This is a genomic window from Halobacillus seohaensis, from assembly GCF_042663045.1.
GTDB classification, from domain to species: Bacteria; Bacillota; Bacilli; order Bacillales; family Halobacillaceae; genus Halobacillus_A; species Halobacillus_A seohaensis.
Window position 1 is genome coordinate 13,310 of sequence record NZ_JBHSZV010000020.1, and the last position, 23,749, is coordinate 37,058.

Genomic DNA, 23,749 nt, shown 5'->3' on the forward strand with positions numbered 1-23,749 from the left:
CTAATGGCTTTCTCTTATGCTATACGTTTAAAATTCTCACCTAAAATCTCATTCATTGAATGAACGGTAATAAATGCTTTCTCATCAACTGCTATTATATATTTTTTTAGTTTTGAGTAGTCTTTACGTGTCATAATTGTTGTAATCACTTCTTTGTCTTCCTGGTTAAAAGCACCTTTAGCATAATGAATTGTAGCTCCTCGTCCAAGATTATTCACTATAAATTCGCGTACTTCATCACTTTTACGACTAATAATTACAACTTCTTTATTATTGTCGAATTGCTGCAAAGCATAATCAATAACAAGTCCATTTAATAAAACACCAAAAAAGGCATACATACCAACAGTAGGACCAAAAATGAAAATGGAAGAAAAAGCGATTGCTATATCTGAAACCAATACACCTTTACCTACCTCAAAGGAAAAATATTTATTTAAAATCATTGCAATAATGTCAGTTCCACCTGTAGAGGCTCCCTGATGAAAAACTAAAGCCATCCCAGTAGCTGCAATGATTTGACCAATAATTAATTGAATAAGCAGATCATCACTTAAAGATTGTTGCATTGGGAAAAATGTTTCCAATCCCCACACCATGAATGAAAGGGCAAAACTAGCATAAATCGTCTTAGCACCAAATTGAAACCCTAAAAATATAAAACCAATAATAAATAATATAATATTTAGCAAGATCATAATAGTTCCAAGAGTTAAACTAGGCATAACATGATTTAAAACAATAGAGAGACCACTAACTCCTCCAGTCGCCAAATCATTTGGTGAAAGGAAGAAATGCACATTAACAGCTACGGCAAATGCACCTATATTCATAATGAAAAATGATAGCAATTTTTTAGTCATCAGTAAGCCTCCTTCTAAAAGTAGTCTGTTATATATATATCGATTTGTCGAACAGTACATACGGGATTATAGAAGGCTTTCAGAGACTTGTAAACAGTTATGATGAAAATAATTAAAATAACTCTATGTAAGCGATTATAGAATAATTATTGTGATAATTTCACTCTAAGATATTATAATTATCAAACAAATATCACACAGGAAATCTAACAAACTACACATGCTTAAATCTTGTTGTTGATTTTTTACCAATAATGTTGATTGAGTTATTAAGTAAGTGGCAAAGCACCCAGATGGTGAGAGTATGGAAATCTCCCACCATGGTTCTGTTCCTCACTGCCCCCTCCTCCACATAAACAACTCGGACAACTATCAACATCAACGTTTAACATAGCAAAATAAAAAACCAGCAGTCCCTACTACTGGTTAAGCTCAAGTTCTATATGGAAGTCGTACTGTAACAGAGGTTCCCTCATTCTTACGACTTTGATAATTGATTTTCCCATCCAAATCATCAATCATTTTCTTAGTCACCATAATCCCCAAGCCTGTTCCCTTTTCTTTCGTAGTATAAAAAGGTTCACCTAGTTTTAAGAGCTCTTGTTCTGTTAAACCATGTCCATTATCTGTCACCGAGATTACTAATTCTTCCTTCTCGAGAATAGCTTCTATTTGAACCTCTCCTTCTTCATCTAATGCATCAATAGCATTACCAACTAAATTAATTAAAATTTGTTTTAATCGTTTAGGTTCACAATAAAAACCATTGAGTTTTGGATCACAAGTATAATGGACAATCAATTCATTACTTTCAGTATCCGGATCTAACAAACGACTCACATATGAAATAATGACTTCTAAATTAACATACTCAAGCTGAACAGAAGACTTAGGCTTAGAAAGCATCATGAAATCTTGTACAATAGACTCTATACGGTTTACTTCGTCTAAAATAATATCTTGATAGCTATCCCTAAGGTCTGGATTCGCTGCTCCTATTTGTAGAAATCCTTTAATAGCCGTCAATGGATTTTTAATCTCATGGGCAACACCCGCTGCCATTTGGGTGATGGTTGAAAGCTGTCTTGATTTTTCTTCTAATAAAGTCATCTCTTTCATTTTTGTAATTTCTTCATCTATTCCAATAACAAACTGTTTTCCTTGATTTTCCACAGGAAAACCCTTCATTTTTATCCATTTACTTTCTCCCGCAGGGGTAGTAATTTTAAATTCCACTTGGTGCTCTTTTTGCGTCATAATTAAAGCCGCTTCTTTTACTACATCAAGATATTGGTCGTCTATCAAATCAAAATATAAAGAAGGGTTTTTAATTATGTCATGTCTATCCATACCATAAAGCTCGTCAAAAGCCGGACTAAGATAGAAAAGTTCTCCCCACTCCGGTGCACAAATCCAACAGGCTTCGTTTATATTATTAGATAAAAGAGAGAAACGTTCTTCCGACTTCTTCATATCATCTAAATGCTTTTTATAATTTGTTATGTCTTTAGCTATTATTGTAATACCCTGTTCACTAGGAACAACAGTTACATCCATGCAAACTTTATTTTTTTGCACTTCGCCTTGGAATTCTAAAGTTTCTTGTGTTTCCATAGCTCTTAAGAAATTTTGGAAAAATATACTGTGGTTATCAACTGGAAACAAGTCCCATAGCTTTTTACGATAATATCGAGATAAAGTTAGTTCAACCATATCTTCCATTTTAGGGTTGGCAAAAATAACTTCCCAATTGCTATTAAGCATAGCTATTCCATATGGGAAAGAATCCGCCGCGTGAACTAGTCGATCTTTAACCTGGGAAGTTTTTGTAGTTTTAGCCCGCGCTGTAAACGCCTCCCTAAGGTTTAACACAGTAGATGAAGGCAGGGGTTCTCGTATTATGTTATGGTAAGTTTGTTGAGAATACTCACTGGATAAAGTCGGTTGTTTTTGTGGCGAAAATATCGCTATAATATTCCCGTTAGAAAGATGAAGCATTTTGCAAGAAACATTCTTTCTCTGCTTAGCTAATTTAATAGACACACTTAGCTCAGTCTCATTCCATTGTTCGGATTGATGTATGACTCGGTAAATTTCACCGCGGTCATGTATTTGAAATAAAGACAACCAGTTCGAAAGATGAAGCTCTGTTTCATTTATGTTAAATTCTGTCGATAACCTCCGATTAAGTGTAACAGTCTGGTGATGAACATCTAGAAGGCATGCTGGAGTATCACTTATCTCCAGAATGGCAAGCATTTCTCCGCTATACAGATGATCGGAATACCTTTCTTTTATCACCAAGATTATGACCTCATTTCATTACTGATTCAATATTTTCCAATGGGTTTAAGTATAACCTAAAAAAGGTAACTTTTGAATATTTTATTATTAAAAATATTCAAAAAAGCAAAAAAGCTTTTTTTATAGAACATATTTCCACGATTTAAATGCTATTAAGTTGGGCATCCTTCTAAACTTCGTGACAAATTTTAGAAAGGTACGAAATAGCATTCTAATTAGACTCGATTCCCATGAGAGAAGGGGGAACATGCTGAATACGAATGCATCCCAAATTATAAGATCAAACTAGTATAGGAAATCCCTCAAAATTGGAGAACAAATACACGATTAGATAATCAATCCTTCTTCATTATAAGGTTTTTCCATTGGACTAAGAAATTCGGCAACCTGATCGATTCAACTTAATGGTTATAGAGTGGCTACCTCCGCATGAACGATAACACTAGATGGGGTGACAGTTCACTTTTCAATAATTGCCAAGAGGGGAAGGAAACGATGAGCATCTCTCTGTTTCTAACGATGGAACCTGATATTTATTACAGATAACTGCTTCAATTGTAGAATAAACTTGTTCCCTCAACTCAAGAATTATCAACAGTAACGTTTAAACCTTACAATAAAAAGAGACCTGACTATTGGTACAATAGCCTGATCTCTTTTATCTTAAACCTTTTAAAGTCCAACTAGTGGAAAAGGCAAAAGTTTTTTCACCATTAAATCATTCAAGCTTCCAAATTGGTAGCCTCTTTTTCTTAATTCAACAATAAGGTTTTCAAGGGCATCTGCATTATCTTCAGATACGGTGTGCAATAATATTACTGCTCCAGGGTGTATTTGCCCCATAATATGATCAAAAGCATATTCCCACCCTTTTTGATGATTGGTTTCCCAGTCTACAAAAGCTATTGACCAAAATGCGTGAATATATCCCAGTTCTCTGGCCAACCGTAGTGTAGAATTATTAAAAGTCCCTCTAGGAGGACGAAGATAAGGCATTGTATGTTGACCTGTTAAATTTTGCACAGCGTAGTTTACTTGATCAAGTTCCTTTTTCATTTCACTTTTAGAAATTTTTGTGAAATCAGGGTGTGACCAAGAATGGTTTCCTATCAAATGTCCTTCAGCGTTCATCCGTTTAACTAATTCTGGTGCGCTATTGATATAATGACCAGTAACAAAAAAAGTAGCCGGAACTTCTTGCTCTTTTAGAATGTCTAGGACTTGATTTGTATATCCTCCCTCGTAGCCATTATCAAATGTAAAATAAACGACTTTATCTCCCGTATGATCAGCATAGAAACCATCATGTTTTTCAAGCATTGAACTATAACTTCCTACATCAGGTACTTTTCCTTCCTTATTCTTTTTAAACCCCCATCCTTCAGCGCCTACTGCGGTTGGAGAAAAGATCATAAATAAACAGATCAAAACAAGAAGTTTCTTCATAGAACCCACCTACTTTTTTCTTAGTATGCGTGGACGAAGGGAAAATATTATAACATTACGATCTTAGTCGAATTCTAAAAAAAAAGCATTCGTTTTGTAGTGTTTTTTCAAAAATTGTAACTTCATATTCCGATCCATTCACAGATAAAAGCAGTGATATAGAGTTTTCGTATGGACTGGACTGAGCTGTCGGAGATAAAGGAAACACGAAGAACCGTGATTCGATGTTGACTTATCGTACAGAAGCGAGGGAAGTCTCACTAGCCGCTAGGCGCTGGAGCTGGATAACGCCCGATAGGATTGATGAACTAGATGTAGCCTTCGTCCTTATAAGGCGTAAGAGCTGGGATGAACATGATCGGTGAGATCCCGCAAGGCGTAGCCTGAGGAAGCTCACTACATGCCCACGGAAAGCGAGTGATTTCCCGGACCTTCAAACGCCATCCTTTGTAACGGAAACCACCGGATTGTCTCGAAGCTGTCTTCCACATAAGGGTAGAAGTGGATTATTTCAAGGGCAATATTCACACAGCACCCCGATTTTTATAAAAAGGGTTCCGTTCAACTCCCTCATGCTCCGATAAAAAGCAACGGAACCGCCACTCTTTTATTAAACAATCTGGGGCTGTTAGTTTAATGAGAAAACACAAAACAGAACGCTTGGATAAGTTTAATATCCAAGCGTTTGTCTTTACTAATTGTAATGTTATCTAGTGTGTTAATCGGTTCAATAATTCTGTGCTATTTTACCTTCTAAATACGTGGTACCCCAAAACCAAACTACTTAGTTATACACTCGTCTTCATCAAAGGATTATGGATGCTACCCAACCAAAAATAAATAATGGAATGTTAAAGTGAATAAACGTCGGTACACATGTATCCCAAATGTGATGATGCCTTCCATCAGCATTCAAACCTGAGGTTGGACCGAGTGTACTGTCAGAAGCTGGAGACCCAGCATCACCTAAAGCACCTGCTGTACCAATTAATGCAGCAGTAGCCATAGGAGAGAAACCCGCTCCTATACAAATCGGAACGAATAATGCAGCCAAAATAGGAACCGTAGCAAAAGACGAACCTATACCTATCGTTACAACGAGCCCCACTAACAATAAAATAAAGGCAATAAAGACTTGGTTATCCCCCATATATTCTGAACTTACTTCAACTAAAGCAGAAACAGATTCCGTTTCGGTTAAGACATTAGCGTAACCACCTGCAATCAGCATGATGAAAGCAATCGTCCCCATCATAGCAATCCCATCTGTAATAACGCTATCTCCTGACTTAAAGGGAATAATTTTAAATATAAAAATGAGTACAAGCCCTGCTAAAGCAGCTAATACTAAATTCCCGAAGTAAGCTTGGATAAATAAAGTCACCGCAATAGCTACAAGTGTAAGCCCATGTAAAAGGTTAAAACGAACAGATTTAAGTTCTTCCAAGTAATCACTAAAGTTTACTTCATGCGCTGCATCACTTTCATTGGGTTCCCTTTTTTTACGATACGTAACAAAAATTGCAATAAACAATCCGACAATCATTCCTGATCCAGGAATAATTAAAGATTGAGCAATTTCTCCAATACTTAAAGAAACACCATTGGAACCCATAGACTCTTGAATTGTTTCGTGGAATATTAGTCCAAAGCCGATCGGAAGCATTACATATGGAGCCTTTAATCCAAATGTTAATGCCGTTGCTACAGCTCGGCGGTCAATCTTCATACGATCAAATAATTGCAATAACGGCGGTATTAAAATAGGAATAAAAGCAATATGCACCGGAATGACGTTTTGAGAAAGACTGGCAACTGCTGCTATGACAAGGGCTGTGAATGTCCTTTTATCTTTAAGAACACGTAACAAATACCCTACAAGAATACTTGTAATGCCCGAATGATTAATAGCAACTGCAAAAGCACCTAATAAAATATAACTTAAAGCTACACTAGCCTGGTTTCCCATACCGTTCACTAGAATTTCTAGGGAATCGATAAGAGATTCTCCATTCATCACACCAGCCGTGAGTCCAGCTGCTAAAATAGAAATAATAACATTCACTCGTAATAAACTTAACAGTGTCAGTACGAGAACTGACACAATGACAGCTAGTGCCATACAAGATCCCCTTTCATAATAAGCATCACCTTTTATACATTAGCGATTTACCATGATAAAGGATGCGAACAAAAAAATCAACCCTCATTGTTCAATGAGAGTTATTGGTATAACTAGATCTTATTTTCCAATTCTTCTAGCATTCGAATCAGTTCATCAATATCTTCAATAGACGTTTCTTCTGGTTCCATATCATCCAAACGTTCCATAAATGCTGAAAGTTTTAGCTTTAAATCGGTTAGTTTTTCTTTTTGGACCACACAATTGTCCTCCTTTTTGTTTGTTCTTTTTAAATCCACCTTGCCTATCTTAGTATAAAAGGAACTTAAGTGTCTATAACTGAGATATGCTTTATAATAGCTCATACGGTTTATTCAATGAGAAACACAATGAGAACATGTATAATACGTCTGGTTAGGGGGTATGCACCTTGGATATTATTAAAGACATGAATTTTATATCAATTGAAGTTGTTATAAGAATTATACTTATAGCTATCACGATCATTGTGCTTGCTGTTGTTTCAAGAAAATTACTTCGAACTTTTTTTGCAAGAGCTTCGTTTATAGAGGCTCGTAAAGTCCATACATTAGAGGCTATGTTAAATTCGTTCATAAGTTATGCTGCAGTAACAAGTTTCATCTTCCTAGTCTTATCAGAGTGGATTGAGATAGTACGGATACTCGCAGGTGCAGGAATCATTGGTATTATAATTGGTTTTGGAGCCCAAAGTTTAATTAAGGATCTCTTCTCTGGACTGTTTTTTCTTTATGAAGAACAGCTACACAAAGGTGATTTCATTACGATAAACGACAATTACCACGGTACCGTTGAAGATATTGGACTTCGTTTTTTAAAGATTCGCGAATGGAGTGGCAAACTGCTTACTATTGGAAATGGCGAGATCCATTCCATAAAAAACTATAATTTCGAACACATGCGAGTAATCGAACATATAACTACAAACTTTAGTGAGGACCCTAGAAAAATCCAGCGAATTTTAGAGGAGACCTGCATCAGTTTGAATGAAGAGCTTGGTCACTTTTTAAAGAAAGATTTAAAAAATGATCCTATTGAACCTTTTCAAGTATATGGCATGTCTTCCCTAAACAATGACCACCGAGGATATAAATATACTGTCATAGGTGTAGTTAACGATCTTGCTTACTGGACTGCATTAAAAGAAACGCGCTACATTCTAGCTAAAGCAATGTATGATCACAATATCGCTATGGCTGAGCAACGCGTTCGAGTGGAGTCTTATTCTTCTGAAGAGGAATAAGACTTATTTTAATTCAAAGGAAAAACTAACATGATCTTGTATTGGAATCCAGGCTCCTATTCCTTGTCTCGTTACATTTTTTATATCTATACTCATTTTCGAACCTTTTAATTGAATATATACGTCGCCAAATGCAACTTCACCTTTTTCATTTATAGCTGGAGCATACGCTCTCAGTAGACCTATTTTATTTACAGGTACGGAATAGCTATTGGTTTGTTTGGTACCTTGACCAATCGTACTTTGAAAGGACAACGGCAGCTTTGTTTTATTTTGTGCTTCGAGGAGAATAAGCTTCATCATTTGATCACTGTGAGTGGCTTTAGTTGTTAAACCACCTGTAATACGTTTTTCTTCTTTCTGTTCATAACTCATTTCCCCTACACTTTGACCACCCTGATTATTTAATTCATTCAGGTTAACCTCTTGATATTCCCAATTCGTATTTCTTTCTTTTGACTCATAGGATAAAGGCCACCTTCCTAGAAAAATTTCACCACGATAACCTATTGCGAATGGAGAAGGCTTAATGGACGTTTCATTCAACATTTCAATAAGCTCGGGATTTGAAATGCGTACGTCGGTTTCATTAATTAACTCATCTGTTAATTCCTCTGCTTCTAGTATCTCCTGATCATCAGTAGAATTTGGATATGTGTTATCTTTCGAAATATTTAATACATGACTAGGGATTTCAGACTCTGCTTTATTTTCTTTTTCTTTAGTAAACGCTTCTGGCGGATACACAAGAGAAAGTAAACCAATGAGTACAATAAATCCTAAACATTTAAATTTCATGGTTGGGCCACCTTTCTTTTTCTTTATCTTGTGAAAAATGTCCCCACCCTATTCGTTATGAAGCAAGCAAACGATTCATTACTTTTTCCGCTTTAGGGTTTAAAAATTGAATAAACGGTCCGATACACACTAGAATAATTATTGTTCCTATTCCAATAGGTCCACCTAGAAAAAGTGCTAACACTAATGCAAATGCTTCAGTTAGAGTCTTCGCAAATGTTAAGCTAAAGCCAAAACGCTTCTGTAATGCCACCATAAAGTTATCTATTGGATTAATTGAAAATTTAGGCTGTAAATACAAAGCTACTCCGATTGCAATTATGAAAATCCCTGCCACTAAAGCTAATACTTGGTTAAACATAACAGAAAATTCCATGTTTTCAAAAGCTGTAATCAACCAAAAATCGATCATTTTTCCAATTATTACTATAGTGATTATCGCTAGTAAATCTGGACGTTCTCGTGCAATCAGTGCATTCGTTATTATTAAAATTCCTCCAATAATGATAACCCAATTACCTACTGTTAAACCAAATGTCTCCATCAATCCTACATTCATTGCATCCCATGCGCCCGCTCCTAGATCTGCGTTAATGGTTAGGGAAATCCCCAATGAAATAACAATTAACCCGAATAAATAAAAGGATCCTTTAATAATAAGAGTCTTCACCGATACACCCCATCTTGATCAAATTTAAGCTATGTAAATTTCAATTATAAAAAAGGAGCTTATCCAAATTTCGGATAAGACCCCTTTCATTTTACTTGCTAAGCTCTAAACACTCAAGCGTTTCTTCCACTTTTATACTGTCTTTTACAGATTGTACCATTGAGCAATTTTTACTGGAAATTTCCAGGTTTTTCAGAAGTTTATCCTGATTAAGACGGTATCCTTTAACAACAAAATGTAAATGAATGCTTTCAATACGATTAGCTTCCTCATAGTTACGTTTCACATCTGCCGTAACTATAATGTCTTCATAACTAATCTTTTGTTTATTAAGAATTTTTCGATAGACACCAATACTACAACCAGCTATGGATGCAACCATTAATTGATAGGGCCGAAACCCAATCGATTCGTCTCCTGAAATATCCAATTGTCCATATTCAAATGAAGTACGAACACCATCTTCTTTAATATAGAAATCCATTACTTAACCCCTCCTTTAGTAGTCTTAATACTATCCCCTTATTTCTACAGTAACCGTTTTCCCCTATGAACTAACCTATAATCACCATAAAGTGTTGCCCACAAGCAACGTTTTCGTTTAGGATAAAATAGATGTGAAACAATTCATACGGAGGTTACATTTATGGTAGCAAAAAAAACACGGTTCTGGATACTGATTAGTCTCGTTACAATATCCGGTTTTTCACAAGGGATGCTTCTTCCTTTGTTAGCCGTCATTCTTGAACAGAACGGCGTATCGTCTTCCATAAATGGTATTCATGCTACAGCTTTATACATAGGAATTCTGATATCCTCACCATTTATGGAAAAACCGCTTCAAAAGTTCGGCTATAAACCTGTTATTATGGTTGGTGGAGCTCTTGTCTTCATTTCTTTAGCCTTCTTTCCAGTTTGGCAAGCGCTTTGGTTTTGGTTTATTCTCCGCATGATGATCGGAATCGGAGACCAAATCCTCCACTTTGGGACTCAAACATGGATTACAGCTACGGCTGAAGAGAAATCCAGAGGGAAAAGCATTGCTTATTACGGTTTATTTTTCAGTGTTGGTTTCACATTAGGGCCTTTAATGACAAATCTTTTGTCTATAAATATGGTCTTGCCATTTGTGCTCTCCTCCTTATTAAGTCTTCTAGTATGGACTTCGATGTGGTTTGTTAGAAATGAAATGCCACCTAGCGAACATACTACGGCCTACGGTAGTAGTTCCTTCAAACGATTTGGATTAGCAATCAAGTTAGGATGGGTTGCATTTTTGCCCCCACTCACTTATGGATTTTTAGAAGCAACCTTACACGGAATATTTCCTGTATACGGGATGAGGATTGGCCATGACGTAAATATGTTATCTTTCATCATCCCTTCTTTTGCTGCTGCCAGTTTATTTTCCCAAATTCCTCTAGGTGCTTTGAGTGATCGTCTAGGTCGTAAGAAAGTTATTCTATTTGTCATCACAGGGGGAACAATAGCCTTTACGATGGCTGCTATTTATGAAAACTCAACAATCGGACTTTTTGCCACCTTTGCTATTGGCGGATTATTTGTAGGATCATTGTTTTCATTAGGAATCTCCTTTATGACAGACTTATTGCCAAAAGAATTGCTGCCAGCTGGAAATATCTTATGTGGAATGTCGTTTAGTCTTGGCAGCATCGGTGGTCCTTTTATATCTGGAGTATTTATTGATATTTTCCCTAGTGTATCTTTTTTCTATACAATTGTTGGAGTACTTGTTATCGTATTTATCGCTACCGCTTTGAAACCAAGCCCTCGTCTTAGTCAGGCGTAATCAATTGCACAGTATTTGTAGTAGGATTTTAATTTTAATTGCTTATTAAACTAAAGCCCGAGATTGTGGACTCAACTTCGAGGCATTCCGGTGGTTTCCGTTACAAAGGGTGGCGTTTGAAGGTCCAGGAAATCACTCGCTTTCCGTGGGGAAGACGGCAAGCCTACTCGAGCTAAAGCTGAGGCCACTGAAAAAGTCCTTTTCTATTAATAATGAACTTTTGAAAAACACGATCCCAAAATCTAACGGGTTCAGTTTTCGAGTACAAAACATGAAATAACATACGAATGAAGAGACCAAATTGCATATGATTTGGTCTCTCATTATTCCTTGTTATATCAACGATTATCGGTATTTAACATATAAATTAGCATACAAAATCAGAGATTGTGCTTGAATTCGAGATGTTTGTGTGAATTTATGGGCTGCGGGAAACTGCTCGCTTTCCATGGGGCGGGCGCTGAGCCTCCTCGGACTTCGTCCTGTGGGGTCTCATCTGTCCCGCACATCCCATAGGAGTCTCACCGTTTCCCTCCGCCCCTTTACCATATAAGTGTCTCGATACCACTTCAAGAAAAGGTAGCCATTCCTAAGTTTGCATGCAAACTTCGATAGCGGGCGGTCCTATTAAAACCCTTGATATAGAGAGGTTCATTGCAATAGAACACGGATAGTGGAAGATAGTCCTTCTGGGAAAGGGGTTCGTTTCTCACACATCGAATGGGGGGCTTGGAAATCTCCCCGTTACCTAGCCAGCCATCCAGCCATCCTTTGCTTTTAATGAACGGTCCTACTGCCATGAGTCGTCTTCTGTGTTCGCTACACCATATGGAACAAGTGTGCAGTTGCAAACTCCCATCTATGAATAGCCTATAACTTGAAGAACCAATTGTAATGTTATTTAGTATGTTAATTGGTTCGATAATTCTGTTGCTATTTTTCCCTCTAAGTATGTTTTTGTACTCCAAAACCGAACTATTCACCCAAAACCACATTATTTTCCTGTCAAAGTGGAGGATTAAGTCTAATTTACCCCTAATTTATAAACTGAAAATGGGGATAGAATTATTAGGGTTTTGCTTTTCTTAAAATTTACCGGACTTTTTCAGTGGCCTCGCGTCAGCCTGAGGAGGCTCAGCGCACGCCCACGGAAAGCGACTCCTTCCCCACCGCCCCTTTCTCCACACCAACGTAGACATACACTGGCTTTTTTTTCATCTAACAAATAAAGGTACAAATCCTACAATTTTTTAACGTATATTATAAATAAAATACTGTTACAACAACAAAAAACGACCAACAAATTAGCATACAATTTGTTGGTCGTTTTATATTACATTTTTAATGTTCACGATAGGTACGTTACAATCAGGAGCGTAGCTTTTTTGTTTATTCAGTTTAAAGCTTTATTCAAAACTTCTAAATTACGTTCCATTAAACTAAAGTAATCTTCCTCTGCTTCCAAATCATCTTCAGTTAACACAGACAAATTGTGTATCCGCAAAGGTTGTGCCCCAATTTCCTTTTGAACAACTTCAGAAATCTTAGGGGTGATATTTTGCTCGAAGAATACATATTTCAAGTTATGCTTCTCCGCTATTTCAATAATTTCTTCTAATTGCTTTTGAGATGGCTCATTCGAAGGACTAAGACCAGAAACCGCAACTTGTTCAATGTTATATGCTTGTTCCCAATAACCATAAGCAGCATGGGAAACGATAATTTTATTTTTGTCTTGATCTTCTACTTGTTCATGGAAATCATGATCAAGAGTCTCTAAATCAGCTTTTAATTTTTTGAAATTTTCATTAAATTGGTCCTCTGAGTCTGGTTGTAGCTCTACCAACATATCCTTAATGTTTTCTGCTAGTTGAATGGAACGAACAGGATCCAACCAAAGATGAGGATCATTTTCTCCGTGATTATGACCATCGTCACTCTCATCTTCGGCATGTTCACTTTCATCATGCTCTTCTTCCCCATTTTCAGTATGTTCGCTCTCATCATGCTCTTCTTCCTCATGATCGTGATTACTCTTATCTAAATTCATTCCATGAGCTGCTTCAAGGATTTTGACATCTTCTGAATCAATAGAATCTGATATCTTCTCTGCATATGTTTCTAATCCGGCGCCATTATATATAAAAGCATCTGCGTCAGCTAATTTAATCATTTCTTTAGTCGTGGGTTCATAAGTATGGGCGTCAGATCCTGGTGGTAAAATTGAGTTTACTTCTGCAGCATCACCAGCTATTCTTTTGGTGAAAAATTGTAATGGATAAACCGTTGTATTGATCTTTAATTTTTCATCCTCACCTTCACTGGAAGATTCTTCTATAGAATTGTCTCCACAGCCTGCCAATAAAAGAGTAATAGTAAGTATTAGTAAGCCAAACAATTTATTATTCATTTTTCTCCTCCTTGCTTTTCGTTTTAAATTATATCGTAATGATTACTTTTAGTAAATAGTAATCATTACTTTTTATATTTTTTAAAAATATGGAAGGTCCCCGACCCCTGTCAAAGACCTTCCTTTTAGATTTAATGACAAACAGGACATTTACCATAAATTTCAAACTTATGATTTTCTATATCATACCCTTGCAAATTTTCATTTATGCTCCCCATAGGGCAGAAATCAATTGGCTTCGTACTTCCACAATCTGTGCAAATAAAATGGTGATGGTGACCGTCAGTATCACAACCCAATCGAAAGTGCTTTTCCCCGCCTAGTTCTGTAGATTCAAGGATCTCTTCATCTGTCAACAAATACAAATTCCGATAAATCGTGTCATAACTAACATTCGGAAAATCCTCCTGGATGTCTTTTAGTATAGACTTCGCTGCAATGTATTGATCTTGTTCCACAAAAATCTCAAGAATACGTTCCCGCTGACGAGTTCGTTTATATCCTTTTTCTTTCAATCTCTGTAAGGCTATTTCTAGGTTCATACGATCTCACCCTTTACATTAAGCTCACTGCTTACTTTTTTATAAATGATAGTCATGATTAAAACGAGTATTGCAATCACGACAATCGTCCCCCCTGGAGGCACACTTAAATGATAGGAGGATATTAAGCCAAATATTACTGAAAATTCACCAAAGGCTATTGATAAACCAATCGTTTGTTTAAAGCTAGAAGCAAGTCTGAGCGCCGCAGCTACAGGCAGTGTCATTAGTGCCGATACAAGTAATATCCCTACCACTTGCATGGATGAAGCGATGACTAACGCTACCATAACGATAAATAATAAATGAATCCATCGCCCATTCACCCCTGAAACAGAAGCATGTTCTTCATCAAATGATAGCACAAACAATTCTTTATAAAACAATATGACAATGAGAAGAACAACTAAAGTGATTAGTAATACAGTCCACATGCTCGATCGACTAACGGCTGTTACACTCCCAAATAAATAGCTAAACAAATCCGTATTAAACCCATCTGCTAGCGAAATCAAAATGACTCCAACGCCTATACCACCTGATAGTATAATTGGGATCGCTAGTTCTTCATAATGCTTATAAAGCTTACGTAGCTTTTCGATTAAGATAGCTCCCCCGACAGAGAACACCATGCCCATATAAACGGGGTTAAGATCATTGATACTTGATACTCTTTTTTCAATTAATAGGCTGGCTGCTATCCCTGTCAAAGTTATATGGGAGAGGGCATCAGCAATTAATGAAAGCCGTCTCACCACAATAAAAACACCTAACAACGGAGCAACTAACCCTATTAAAATTCCTGTGATTACTGCATTTTGTAAAAATTGATACTCTAAAAAACTTTCGATCATGAGTTACTCACCTCATGGTCGTGGTTGTGAGATAGTTGATGAACGGAATGTCCATAAAGACGATTGAGATCTTGATCATCAAAATTTTTATATTCCTCTGAAGCACCGTGAAAATGTACGGTTTTGTTCATGCAAACGACGTGTGTCGCATGTTCTGTAATCGTACCGATGTCATGAGTAACCATAAGTAATGAAATTTCCTTTTCCTTATTTAATCTTCCTAATAAATCGTAGAAATCAGTTACGTGCTGTGCATCCACACCCACAGTTGGTTCATCTAAGATGAGCAAAGAAGGATCACTTACTAACGCTCGAGCAATAAACACACGTTGCTGTTGACCTCCTGATAGTTCACCAATGTTATAGTTTGCATATTCTTCCATCTCAACGGTTCGTAAAGACTCTAGAGCTTTTTCCTTATGCTTTCGGTTGAAAAACCGAAAAGCACCAATTCTCGAAACAAGCCCTGTTTTCACCACTTCTAGAACAGTAGCTGGAAAACCAGAGTTAAAACTATTGGCTTTTTGGGATACAAATCCTATTTCCTGCCACTTATTAAACTGCTTTAAAGATTGATCAAATAGGTTAATAGAACCCTTATCAGGTTTAACGAGGCCAAGCATGAGTTTGATCAACGTAGATTTACCCGATCCATTCGGTCCAACTAAGCCAAGAAACTGCCCGCGTTCGATTACTAAATCTACGTTCTTAACGACCCATTCTTTTTCATATTTAAAGGATACTTGATCCATTTCCAAAATTTTATTTGATTTCATAAAAAATCCCTCTCGAAATAAGAATGATTACGAATTAAATTATAATACGTTCATATATTGAAGTAAATGAAAGTTTTTGTGTATTTGATAAAACTATTTCCTACATAATAATAGATTAAGATTCATATAGTAAACAGTAATAATTACGAATTAATCTTTTGTATATCTATCATAAAGGAGGAAAACTATTGTTTCAAGAGAAAGAAACTAATAATAAATGGGGATACATACTACTGGCTTTGTTTTTCATACTCTTTATTTATGGGGACTTAGTTCCAACTACATTAATTACAAATCTTTCGCCATCGTTATTAGATATGAATACTATTTTTCTAAGTATTGTATTAGAAGCCATTCCCTTTGTACTTTTAGGTGTTTTCGTATCAGCTATCATTCAAACTTTCGTTAAAGAGGAATCATTAAAACGTTTTATTCCTTCTAATCCTATTCTAGCCCTCTTTCCCGCCGTAACCATTGGTGCTATCTTTCCTGTTTGTGAGTGTGCCATAGTCCCTATCGTAAGACGTCTTATTCAAAAAGGCATGCCCCTTCATGTTGGGATTGTGATCTTAGTATCAGCACCTATACTTAACCCTATCGTTTTCTTATCGACATTCTATGCATTTCAGACTGATTTAACTATAGCTTGGGCAAGAATGGGCCTTGCCTTAATTGTATCAATCATAATTGGTGGAGCTATTTACTCTCGCTTTGGGAACAGTTGGCAGCTAATCGAACCCAAATCTTCAATCCAGCACGAACACCATCACGGAAATCGCCTGTTTGAAACGCTCCATCATGCAAGTGACGAATTCTTCAACATGGGGAAGTTCTTACTTATAGGAGCAATGTTAGCCAGTATTATTCAAACCTTTATGGCACGAGAAACGTTACTCGATATTGGTAGTGGGTTTTTAGCGGGACCAGCCGTTATGATGGGACTAGCTTACTTTTTATCCTTATGTTCAGAAGCTGATGCATTTGTCGCTTCGTCGTTTAGCGGTTTATTTTCTAGCAGTTCAATATTGGCCTTTCTCGTATATGGTCCAATGACAGATTTGAAAAATACCATTTTAATGGCTGCCTATTTCCGTAAACGTTTTGTTTTGATGTTCATCATCACCGTTACTGTTGTCGTTTATACGATTACACTTCTCTTTGACCTCATTTATTTGTAAGGAGGAATTTACATGACCAAAGACTCCCATTCTTTTATTCGCAGTGTCATTTTACTTGGATTTGGATTGTTTATCATTAAACTTCTTATATCGGGTGACATTCAGAAATTTATCGCTCCACGAATGATGCCTTATATGTACTTTGCTCTTTGTGTCATTGCTATTTTAGCAATGATACAATTTTTTAAAAGCGACCCTTCAGACGGCGAGCACTCATGTGATTGTGGGCACAACAGCGAATACTCTTCTTCAAAGGGACGCTCACTATTGATCTACTTACTATTTATTGTGCCTATATTTTCTGGAATGTTATTTTCAGATCATGTTCTTGGCAGTTCTCAAGCAGCAAAAAAAGGTTTCAAATACGAACTTCGCTCAACATCAACAGATGACGAATTTAACAAAGCTAATGCAGAAGATACTGATGAATTACTTAATGATCCCGCCATCATAACAACAAAAGAAAGGTACCCTCAGCTTCACAGTACATTAAAGAAATCGAACACCCTATTATTGAATGAAGACAACTATATAGGCGCTATATCTCTTATGGAAGACCAAATCAATGATTATGTAGGAAAAGAAATTAAAGTGAAAGGATTTGTATTTCGCGAAGGGAGCTTTCCAGAAGACAGAATCGTTGTAGGACGTTTCGGAATAAGTTGTTGCGTGGCAGATGGTGGAATTTATGGTCTTCTCATTCAAGCAAACGGGCAGGATTTTACTAATTACAAAGATGATACTTGGGTTGAGGTGACCGGTGAGGTTAAAAAAATCCAGCATAATAACTGGGAACTTCCCATGATCGAACCTACGAAAATTAAAAAGATAGACGTTCCCGATGAGCCTTATGTATATGAAGAATTCGAGTTTGCAGGCTAATTACATTAAAAAGAATTGGCTCCTTTCTGCACCACTTGTTTCAATATTTACTTAATACAAAAAAACGCTCCCTATTAGCGGGGTCGTTTTTGAAGTACAAGAAGTCAATTGGTATCAAAAATCACAATAAATAGTATTAAAATGCTCAGAGCTTTAATACTCTGAGCATTTTTATATTGGCTTGTTAAATCAAAAAATCAGAAGTCCAATTTATATGCTCATTGGACTTCTGAAAAGATTGTTATTTAATGTTTTATACTCTAAAACCAAACCCGTTGCTAGCCTAGGAGCAATATTTCATTACAAATATCTATTATATCTTCGCTCTAAATATTCTTGAAGAGCTGAAAAGATCATCGTCAACGGCCAATATATTAAAGCAGCTGTAATATACATCGTCATCGAATCACTCGTACGACCAGCTACAATTTGCGCTTTATTCAATATTTCCGGAACAGATATCATCGCCGCAAGTGAAGTCGCTTTTAATAAATCAAGAAACACATTCGAAAGCGGCGGAATAGCTATTCTAGTTGCTTGAGGAACAATAATACGTCGCATTCCTTGCCAGTATGTGAATCCAAGGGCACGAGCAGATTCCCACTGTCCATAAGCTACACTAGCTAGTGAAGCTCGATTAATCTCAGCAATATAAGCTGCACTGTTCGTACCAAAACCAATAATTGCAGCCATTGGTCCTGAGAGCGTTATCCCTAATACAGGTAAACCAAAATACAAAACAAACAAGTATACGAGAATGGGGGTACCCCGCATAAATGAAATATAAGCACGGGCTGGCCACCTTAATAAAGGATAACTAGATCGTCGAGCAAGTGCTAGAAAGAATCCAATAATAAGACCAAGCACCATCCCAATCATCGCAACTAGTATAGTGTAAGGAATCCCTTCCAGAATAAAAGGAAGGTTCTCCCAAGCACGTTCAGGTACAAATAGCTTTTCTAAATTTATATCCCTAACGTCAATTGAAAACATGAATGTCCATCCTTATAGATCAAGTCCTTCAATCTCTTCTACCTCTTTTTCAGGTTCCTTAGACGCGTCCTGACCACCAAAGAACTCTTTAGATAACTCTGTCAGTGTACCATCTTCTCTCATCTCATTAAGCACTTCATCTACCTTTTCTTTTAATTCATCTGCATCTCCAGGCATGACAATCCCTGAATTAGTAGGATGGAATTGTAAATCTGGATGAAGTTGAACTTCAATTTCAGGTAAAGCCTTCAGAGCAAGAGACTGTAGATAGTAGTCATTAATAACTAAATCAGTACGTCCATTTGCCACATCACGAAGGTAAATATCATTGGCTACATTTCCATAAGATTTAATTTCAGCACCGAAGTGCTCAGCAATTTGAGCAAATACAGTTGTAGCTCCACCACCATGTTTCTTCCCTTCAATATCCTCTAATGACTCAATTCCGGACAGATCGTCTTCCCGCACGATCATCGTAGAATAAGAATATTTATAAGGTTCACTAAATGTGTAATTTTCTTGACGGCTATTTGTTATTTCCATATCGTTGATTACCATATCTACTCGTCCACTCTCAATAGAAGAAAACAAACCATCTACTCCATATTCTTCAAAAGATAATTCTAAATCTAACCGTTTAGCTACTTCTCTCATGATCTCCACATCATAGCCTGTTAACTCATCTGAACCTTCAGGGTAATAGGAAGTTGGGAACAAGGTTCCTGAAGTACCTACTACAAGTTCTCCTTCTTCTTGGAGTTCACCCCACTTAGAATCACCTTCCGACCCACATGCTATTAGTACAACCGATAGAAAAAGAATAAGTATCGTTAAGAGTCCTTTGCGCATTGTTCATATTCCACCTTTCCATTAAATTTCATACCTAAACAATATAGCAACAGATTACATATAATATCAACCTCAAAGCCTATAGTCTTCAAAATATTTTTTAAATGATCCTGAAAATTTAATTGACGAACTTCCAAATTGTGATATTATAATAATAAATACCAAATTATAATTATTACAAAAAAATAATTAATTTAATTTAGGAGTTGAAAATTGTGACTACAGATTCCTCTTCGATTCATTCAAGCAAACCTTACCTTTCAAATGAAAGTGCAAACTTATACCTAAGATTTCGGGAGCACATTGAGTTATTCGCTGCTTTATTCAGTGGTGTCATTCTCCTATTCACCTGGATTTTCTCGAATTCTATTACTTCATACCTATTTATTATTTTACACATCATTGCTTTCATAATTGGAGGTTATGCCAAGGCTAAAGAAGGAATAACCGAAACCATCCAAGCAAAAGAATTGAACGTTGAATTGCTTATGATATTCGCTGCTATCGGAAGTGCATCCATTGGTTATTGGACCGAAGGCGCTATATTAATTTTCATTTTTGCATTAAGCGGTGCTCTTGAAACTTACACTATGAACAAAAGTGATAAAGAAATCTCTTCTCTTATCAATTTACAGCCAAATAAAGCCTGGAAATTAACAAATAGTGGATACGTGAGTGTTGATACAAATTCTTTGACTATTGGTGATCAAATACTGGTAAAGCCAGGAGAACACGTCCCCTCTGACGGGCTGATTACTAAGGGAACGACCTCTATTAATGAAAGTGCAATAACAGGAGAATCCCTTCCCGTTACTAAGGAAGAAGGAAAAGATGTATTTGCAGGTACAGTTAACATAAACGGAAGCATTACAGTGAAGCTTACGAAATTAACAGAAGATACATTGTTCCAAAAAATTATTCATATGGTAAAACAAGCTCAAAGTGAAAAATCACCTTCTCAATTATTTATTGAGCGTTTTGAGAGTTCATATGTAAAAGTCGTCCTGTTAGTTGTGGCAATTATGCTCTTTTTACCCCACTTTCTGTTCGGTTGGTCATGGATGGACACCATTTATCGAGCAATGATCTTACTCGTCGTTGCTTCACCTTGTGCACTAGTTGCTTCCATTATGCCAGCTACACTTTCAGCAATTTCAAACAGCGCAAGATCCGGTGTACTCTTTAAAGGTGGCATGCACTTGGAAAATCTTTCCCATATCCAAGCAATCGCGTTTGACAAAACAGGTACATTAACAACCGGAAAACCAGAAGTGACCGATGCAATATTTAATCATCAAGTTGATTACCATCGAGTTCTTTCAATTGCGAGTTCGATTGAAGAAGAATCAAACCATCCACTAGCCAATGCCATTGTTCAATATTCTAATGATAAAGACCGATCGCTAATCACTATTGAAAAAATGGAAGACATCAGTGGAAAAGGTGTTAAAGCCATAATTGAAGGGGAAACTTGGAGGATTGGAAATGCTGATTTCGTCGGAAAAGAGCAAGCCTACTCTTTTGAAAATGAAGTTGCCGAAAAGCTAGCTTCTCAAGGGAAAACGGTAGTATTTGTTGCCAACCATGAACAAGTGGTAGCCTTATTTGCATTAAAGGATACAGTCAGACCTGAATCAAAAAAAGCCATACATTCTTTAAAAAAGAAAGGCATCTATACGATTATGTTGACAGGAGATAATCCCACTACAGCACAAGCAATTGCAGAAGAAGCAGGAATCGATCATTATGTCGCTGAATGCATGCCTGAAGATAAAGTCAAAGAGTTAAAATTACTGAAACAGTACTTCAGCCATATAGCAATGGTCGGTGATGGAGTCAACGATGCTCCCGCTTTAGCTACAGCCAACTTGGGTATTGCAATGGGAGAAGGAACGGATGTTGCCCTTGAAACCGCAGATCTCGTATTAATGAAAAACGATTTATCCAAGCTTTCTAAAGCCATCAACCTTTCAAGACGCATGAACAAAGTAGTGAAGCAAAATATCGTCTTCTCCATCACTGTAATTATGCTGTTAATTATCAGTAACTTCCTTCAACTACTTGATCTTCCGTTAGGGGTTATTGGGCATGAAGGGAGTACCATACTTGTCATTCTAAATGGGTTACGCCTATTAAAATAAGAGAAAGTCTACACCGCAAATTAGTTCAGTTTTGCGCAAACATTAAGAATATATATGTAAATGGAGCATTTTATTGCAAAGCAATTTGATGCTCCATTTTTATTGTCATAATTAAGGTTTCTTGGTTCTCTGTCAAATGTGGTAGTGGAGAATTGATCTCCATCACCCTATAGAGCCGGTTTAAAGTTTTTTACATAGGACCTTTCGATTGCAAATCCATACAAAAAGTAGTTCAGTGAAGGAGTATAAATTGCGTTTTTCTACTCCTTCACTGAACTACTGTGACCGCTTGAAAGAGTTGACACAGTTTTTTCTTATTAAAATACAACACTTTTTTCCAGTTAAGGACTGCCCTTATATTTGTAAGAGTGTGTATGATCGTCTTAACAATCATACAACCATTGTTACTCTTATCAATATCGATGCTCACGAAAAGTGTATACATACTACTAGTTATGCACATTGACGAAGTTGTGCTTGTTGCGCTGACTTAGCAGGATTGTTGAAGACTCGATTCCGAGATGATTGTGTGGAGAAAGGGGCGGTGGGGAAGGAGTCGCTTGCCGTATGTTGCTATCGAAATCGTGCCGTTCTACCGTCCCTGTTAAAGCATGAGATATCTGATATAACGCCAAATCCGAAGCTTTAAGCGATATGCAAGAAGGCAGCTTCCAGCACAATTCTCACACGTAAGGAATGCTTTTCACTTGAAGCACCACATCTGATGCTTCCGTTCTCCTCACGAAAGCAAGAAGGTCCGGGAAATTGCGAGACTCCAGTGAGATGAACATGATTGGTGAGATCCCGCAAGGCGTAGCCTGAGGAAGCTCACCTCATGCCCACGGAAAGCGAGTGATTTCCCGGACCTTCTTACGCCATCCTTTGTAACGGAAACCACCGTATAAATCAGGACAATGATTAACAAATGTTTTGTTATTAGAGGCTGCAACTACTTACTACAACTTGGCTGTCCCTTATTTTTTATGTGAATAGATTCTATTATCATTCTTCTTATGGATTAGAGCATTAATTTCCCCACCAATCAAAATAACTACACCTGATAAGTAAAACCAAATCATTAAGACAATTACACCACCAAGACTACCATATGTTGCTGAATAATTACCTACATTCTCAACGTAAAAAGAAAACAGCCAGGAAACCAGTTGCCAACCTAGCGTCCCAAATAAAGCACCCCAAATTACTTCTTTAACTTTCAACCGTTGAGATGGTGCCATTAAGTACAAAAAGGATAGAACAAGAAAGAAAATAATAGAGGAAATTATCCATCTTAAAGTTTCCCAAATCTCCAGGAAGCCTTCTGATAAACCAAAAATAGAGAAGACATACTGACCAATGGCACTTCCTAGGACAGGAAGTAAAAAAGCCACACCAATTACTAGAATCATGGAAACCGTTAATAATATTGATATCATCCTTGAAACAAGAAAAGAACGTCTTTCCCTTTCATGGTGCGCACGATTAAAAGCTTTCATAAGCGTGTTCACCCCATTGGATGCCGCCCATAGTGTGCCAAGGATACTCACAGAAAGAAGACCACTATTTCTATCACCCAATATAGCTGTAAGGTTTTCTGAGATCATTTCATACGTACTAGATGGAGCATACGTACTTATAAACTGCAAAACCCTTCCCTCATCAATGTTCATATACCCTAATAATGTAATTAAGAAAATCATAAACGGAAAAAGAGACAGCAGAAAAAAATATGCCAGTTGAGCTGCCGATCCTGGTACATCGTTAGTACTAATTTGTTTGAACAACTTTTTACCAAATCGTATCAACTATGCCGTCCCCCTCCGTATGTT

20 protein-coding genes are annotated in these 23,749 nt (G+C 36.9%); 5 read left to right on the forward strand and 15 right to left on the reverse strand.

Annotated features, from left to right (window positions below):
• Positions 1-14: 14 nt before the first annotated feature.
• The 5 genes from ACFQIC_RS08460 to ACFQIC_RS08480 all read right to left on the reverse strand — a co-directional run bounded on the left by ACFQIC_RS08460 (position 15) and on the right by ACFQIC_RS08480 (position 6,995).
• Positions 15-863: a YitT family protein gene (locus ACFQIC_RS08460; RefSeq protein WP_204709941.1), complete on the reverse strand. Its 849-nt coding sequence runs from the start codon at positions 861-863 to the stop codon at positions 15-17.
• Positions 864-1,295: 432 nt separating this feature from the next.
• Complete coding sequence (locus ACFQIC_RS08465) at positions 1,296-3,164, reverse strand: ATP-binding protein (RefSeq protein ID WP_390217043.1); 1,869 nt, start codon at positions 3,162-3,164, stop codon at positions 1,296-1,298.
• Positions 3,165-3,839: 675 nt separating this feature from the next.
• On the reverse strand, positions 3,840-4,613 hold the full coding sequence (gene pdaA, locus ACFQIC_RS08470) for a delta-lactam-biosynthetic de-N-acetylase (RefSeq protein ID WP_204709940.1): 774 nt from the start codon (positions 4,611-4,613) through the stop codon (positions 3,840-3,842).
• 805 nt (positions 4,614-5,418) lie between these two features.
• Positions 5,419-6,735 carry a Na+/H+ antiporter family protein gene (locus tag ACFQIC_RS08475; protein WP_204709936.1) on the reverse strand — a complete coding sequence of 439 codons (1,317 nt, stop codon included), beginning with the start codon at positions 6,733-6,735 and terminating at the stop codon, positions 5,419-5,421.
• 113 nt (positions 6,736-6,848) lie between these two features.
• A complete protein-coding gene (locus tag ACFQIC_RS08480; protein ID WP_204709935.1) occupies positions 6,849-6,995 on the reverse strand; it encodes an SE1561 family protein in 147 nt (48 codons plus the stop codon).
• 170 nt (positions 6,996-7,165) lie between these two features.
• On the opposite strand from ACFQIC_RS08480, the gene ACFQIC_RS08485 reads away from it, so the two are divergent.
• Positions 7,166-8,017 carry a mechanosensitive ion channel family protein gene (locus ACFQIC_RS08485; RefSeq protein ID WP_390217034.1) on the forward strand — a complete coding sequence of 284 codons (852 nt, stop codon included), beginning with the start codon at positions 7,166-7,168 and terminating at the stop codon, positions 8,015-8,017.
• A 3-nt stretch (positions 8,018-8,020) separates the two neighbouring features.
• Here the strand turns inward: ACFQIC_RS08485 and ACFQIC_RS08490 are convergent, their stop codons facing one another.
• The 3 genes from ACFQIC_RS08490 to ACFQIC_RS08500 all read right to left on the reverse strand — a co-directional run bounded on the left by ACFQIC_RS08490 (position 8,021) and on the right by ACFQIC_RS08500 (position 9,969).
• The gene (locus tag ACFQIC_RS08490) at positions 8,021-8,815 is read right to left on the reverse strand and encodes a YfkD family protein (protein ID WP_204709933.1); all 795 of its coding nucleotides are present in this window, start codon (positions 8,813-8,815) and stop codon (positions 8,021-8,023) included.
• Positions 8,816-8,870: 55 nt separating this feature from the next.
• A complete protein-coding gene (locus ACFQIC_RS08495) occupies positions 8,871-9,485 on the reverse strand; it encodes a YczE/YyaS/YitT family protein (protein WP_204709931.1) in 615 nt (204 codons plus the stop codon).
• Between the two features lie 91 nt (positions 9,486-9,576).
• Positions 9,577-9,969, reverse strand: coding sequence for an OsmC family protein (locus ACFQIC_RS08500; protein WP_204709929.1), 393 nt, complete (start codon positions 9,967-9,969; stop codon positions 9,577-9,579).
• A gap of 162 nt (positions 9,970-10,131) precedes the next feature.
• Between ACFQIC_RS08500 and ACFQIC_RS08505 the strand changes: the two genes are divergently transcribed.
• The gene (locus tag ACFQIC_RS08505) at positions 10,132-11,295 is read left to right on the forward strand and encodes an MFS transporter (RefSeq protein ID WP_204709927.1); all 1,164 of its coding nucleotides are present in this window, start codon (positions 10,132-10,134) and stop codon (positions 11,293-11,295) included.
• Positions 11,296-12,688: 1,393 nt separating this feature from the next.
• On the opposite strand, the gene ACFQIC_RS08510 is transcribed toward ACFQIC_RS08505, so the two are convergent.
• From ACFQIC_RS08510 to ACFQIC_RS08525, 4 genes are all read right to left on the reverse strand, one after another.
• Complete coding sequence (locus ACFQIC_RS08510) at positions 12,689-13,705, reverse strand: metal ABC transporter solute-binding protein, Zn/Mn family (RefSeq protein WP_204709925.1); 1,017 nt, start codon at positions 13,703-13,705, stop codon at positions 12,689-12,691.
• Between the two features lie 131 nt (positions 13,706-13,836).
• Positions 13,837-14,247: a Fur family transcriptional regulator gene (locus ACFQIC_RS08515; RefSeq protein WP_204709918.1), complete on the reverse strand. Its 411-nt coding sequence runs from the start codon at positions 14,245-14,247 to the stop codon at positions 13,837-13,839.
• Positions 14,244-15,101 (reverse strand): metal ABC transporter permease, encoded by an 858-nt coding sequence (locus ACFQIC_RS08520; protein ID WP_204709917.1) that lies wholly within the window; start codon positions 15,099-15,101, stop codon positions 14,244-14,246. The genes ACFQIC_RS08515 and ACFQIC_RS08520 overlap by 4 nt, the downstream gene beginning before the upstream one ends.
• Entirely contained in the window at positions 15,098-15,877 is a 780-nt protein-coding gene (locus ACFQIC_RS08525; protein WP_204709916.1) for a metal ABC transporter ATP-binding protein, read from the reverse strand. The genes ACFQIC_RS08520 and ACFQIC_RS08525 overlap by 4 nt, the downstream gene beginning before the upstream one ends.
• Positions 15,878-16,065: 188 nt before the next feature.
• Between ACFQIC_RS08525 and ACFQIC_RS08530 the strand changes: the two genes are divergently transcribed.
• Both ACFQIC_RS08530 and ACFQIC_RS08535 read left to right on the forward strand, forming a co-directional pair.
• Positions 16,066-17,055 (forward strand): permease, encoded by a 990-nt coding sequence (locus ACFQIC_RS08530; RefSeq protein WP_204709915.1) that lies wholly within the window; start codon positions 16,066-16,068, stop codon positions 17,053-17,055.
• A 12-nt stretch (positions 17,056-17,067) separates the two neighbouring features.
• Positions 17,068-17,937 carry a TIGR03943 family putative permease subunit gene (locus ACFQIC_RS08535; protein WP_204709914.1) on the forward strand — a complete coding sequence of 290 codons (870 nt, stop codon included), beginning with the start codon at positions 17,068-17,070 and terminating at the stop codon, positions 17,935-17,937.
• A 300-nt stretch (positions 17,938-18,237) separates the two neighbouring features.
• On the opposite strand, the gene ACFQIC_RS08540 is transcribed toward ACFQIC_RS08535, so the two are convergent.
• A complete protein-coding gene (locus ACFQIC_RS08540; protein WP_204709912.1) occupies positions 18,238-18,930 on the reverse strand; it encodes an amino acid ABC transporter permease in 693 nt (230 codons plus the stop codon).
• 12 nt (positions 18,931-18,942) lie between these two features.
• On the reverse strand, positions 18,943-19,779 hold the full coding sequence (locus tag ACFQIC_RS08545) for a transporter substrate-binding domain-containing protein (RefSeq protein ID WP_204709910.1): 837 nt from the start codon (positions 19,777-19,779) through the stop codon (positions 18,943-18,945).
• 215 nt (positions 19,780-19,994) lie between these two features.
• Here ACFQIC_RS08545 and ACFQIC_RS08550 point away from each other — a divergent pair, with 215 nt between their 5' ends.
• Positions 19,995-21,920: a heavy metal translocating P-type ATPase gene (locus ACFQIC_RS08550; protein ID WP_204709908.1), complete on the forward strand. Its 1,926-nt coding sequence runs from the start codon at positions 19,995-19,997 to the stop codon at positions 21,918-21,920.
• Between the two features lie 974 nt (positions 21,921-22,894).
• Here ACFQIC_RS08550 and ACFQIC_RS08555 read toward each other — a convergent pair.
• Complete coding sequence (locus tag ACFQIC_RS08555; protein ID WP_204709906.1) at positions 22,895-23,725, reverse strand: YihY/virulence factor BrkB family protein; 831 nt, start codon at positions 23,723-23,725, stop codon at positions 22,895-22,897.
• Positions 23,726-23,749 lie beyond the last annotated feature (24 nt).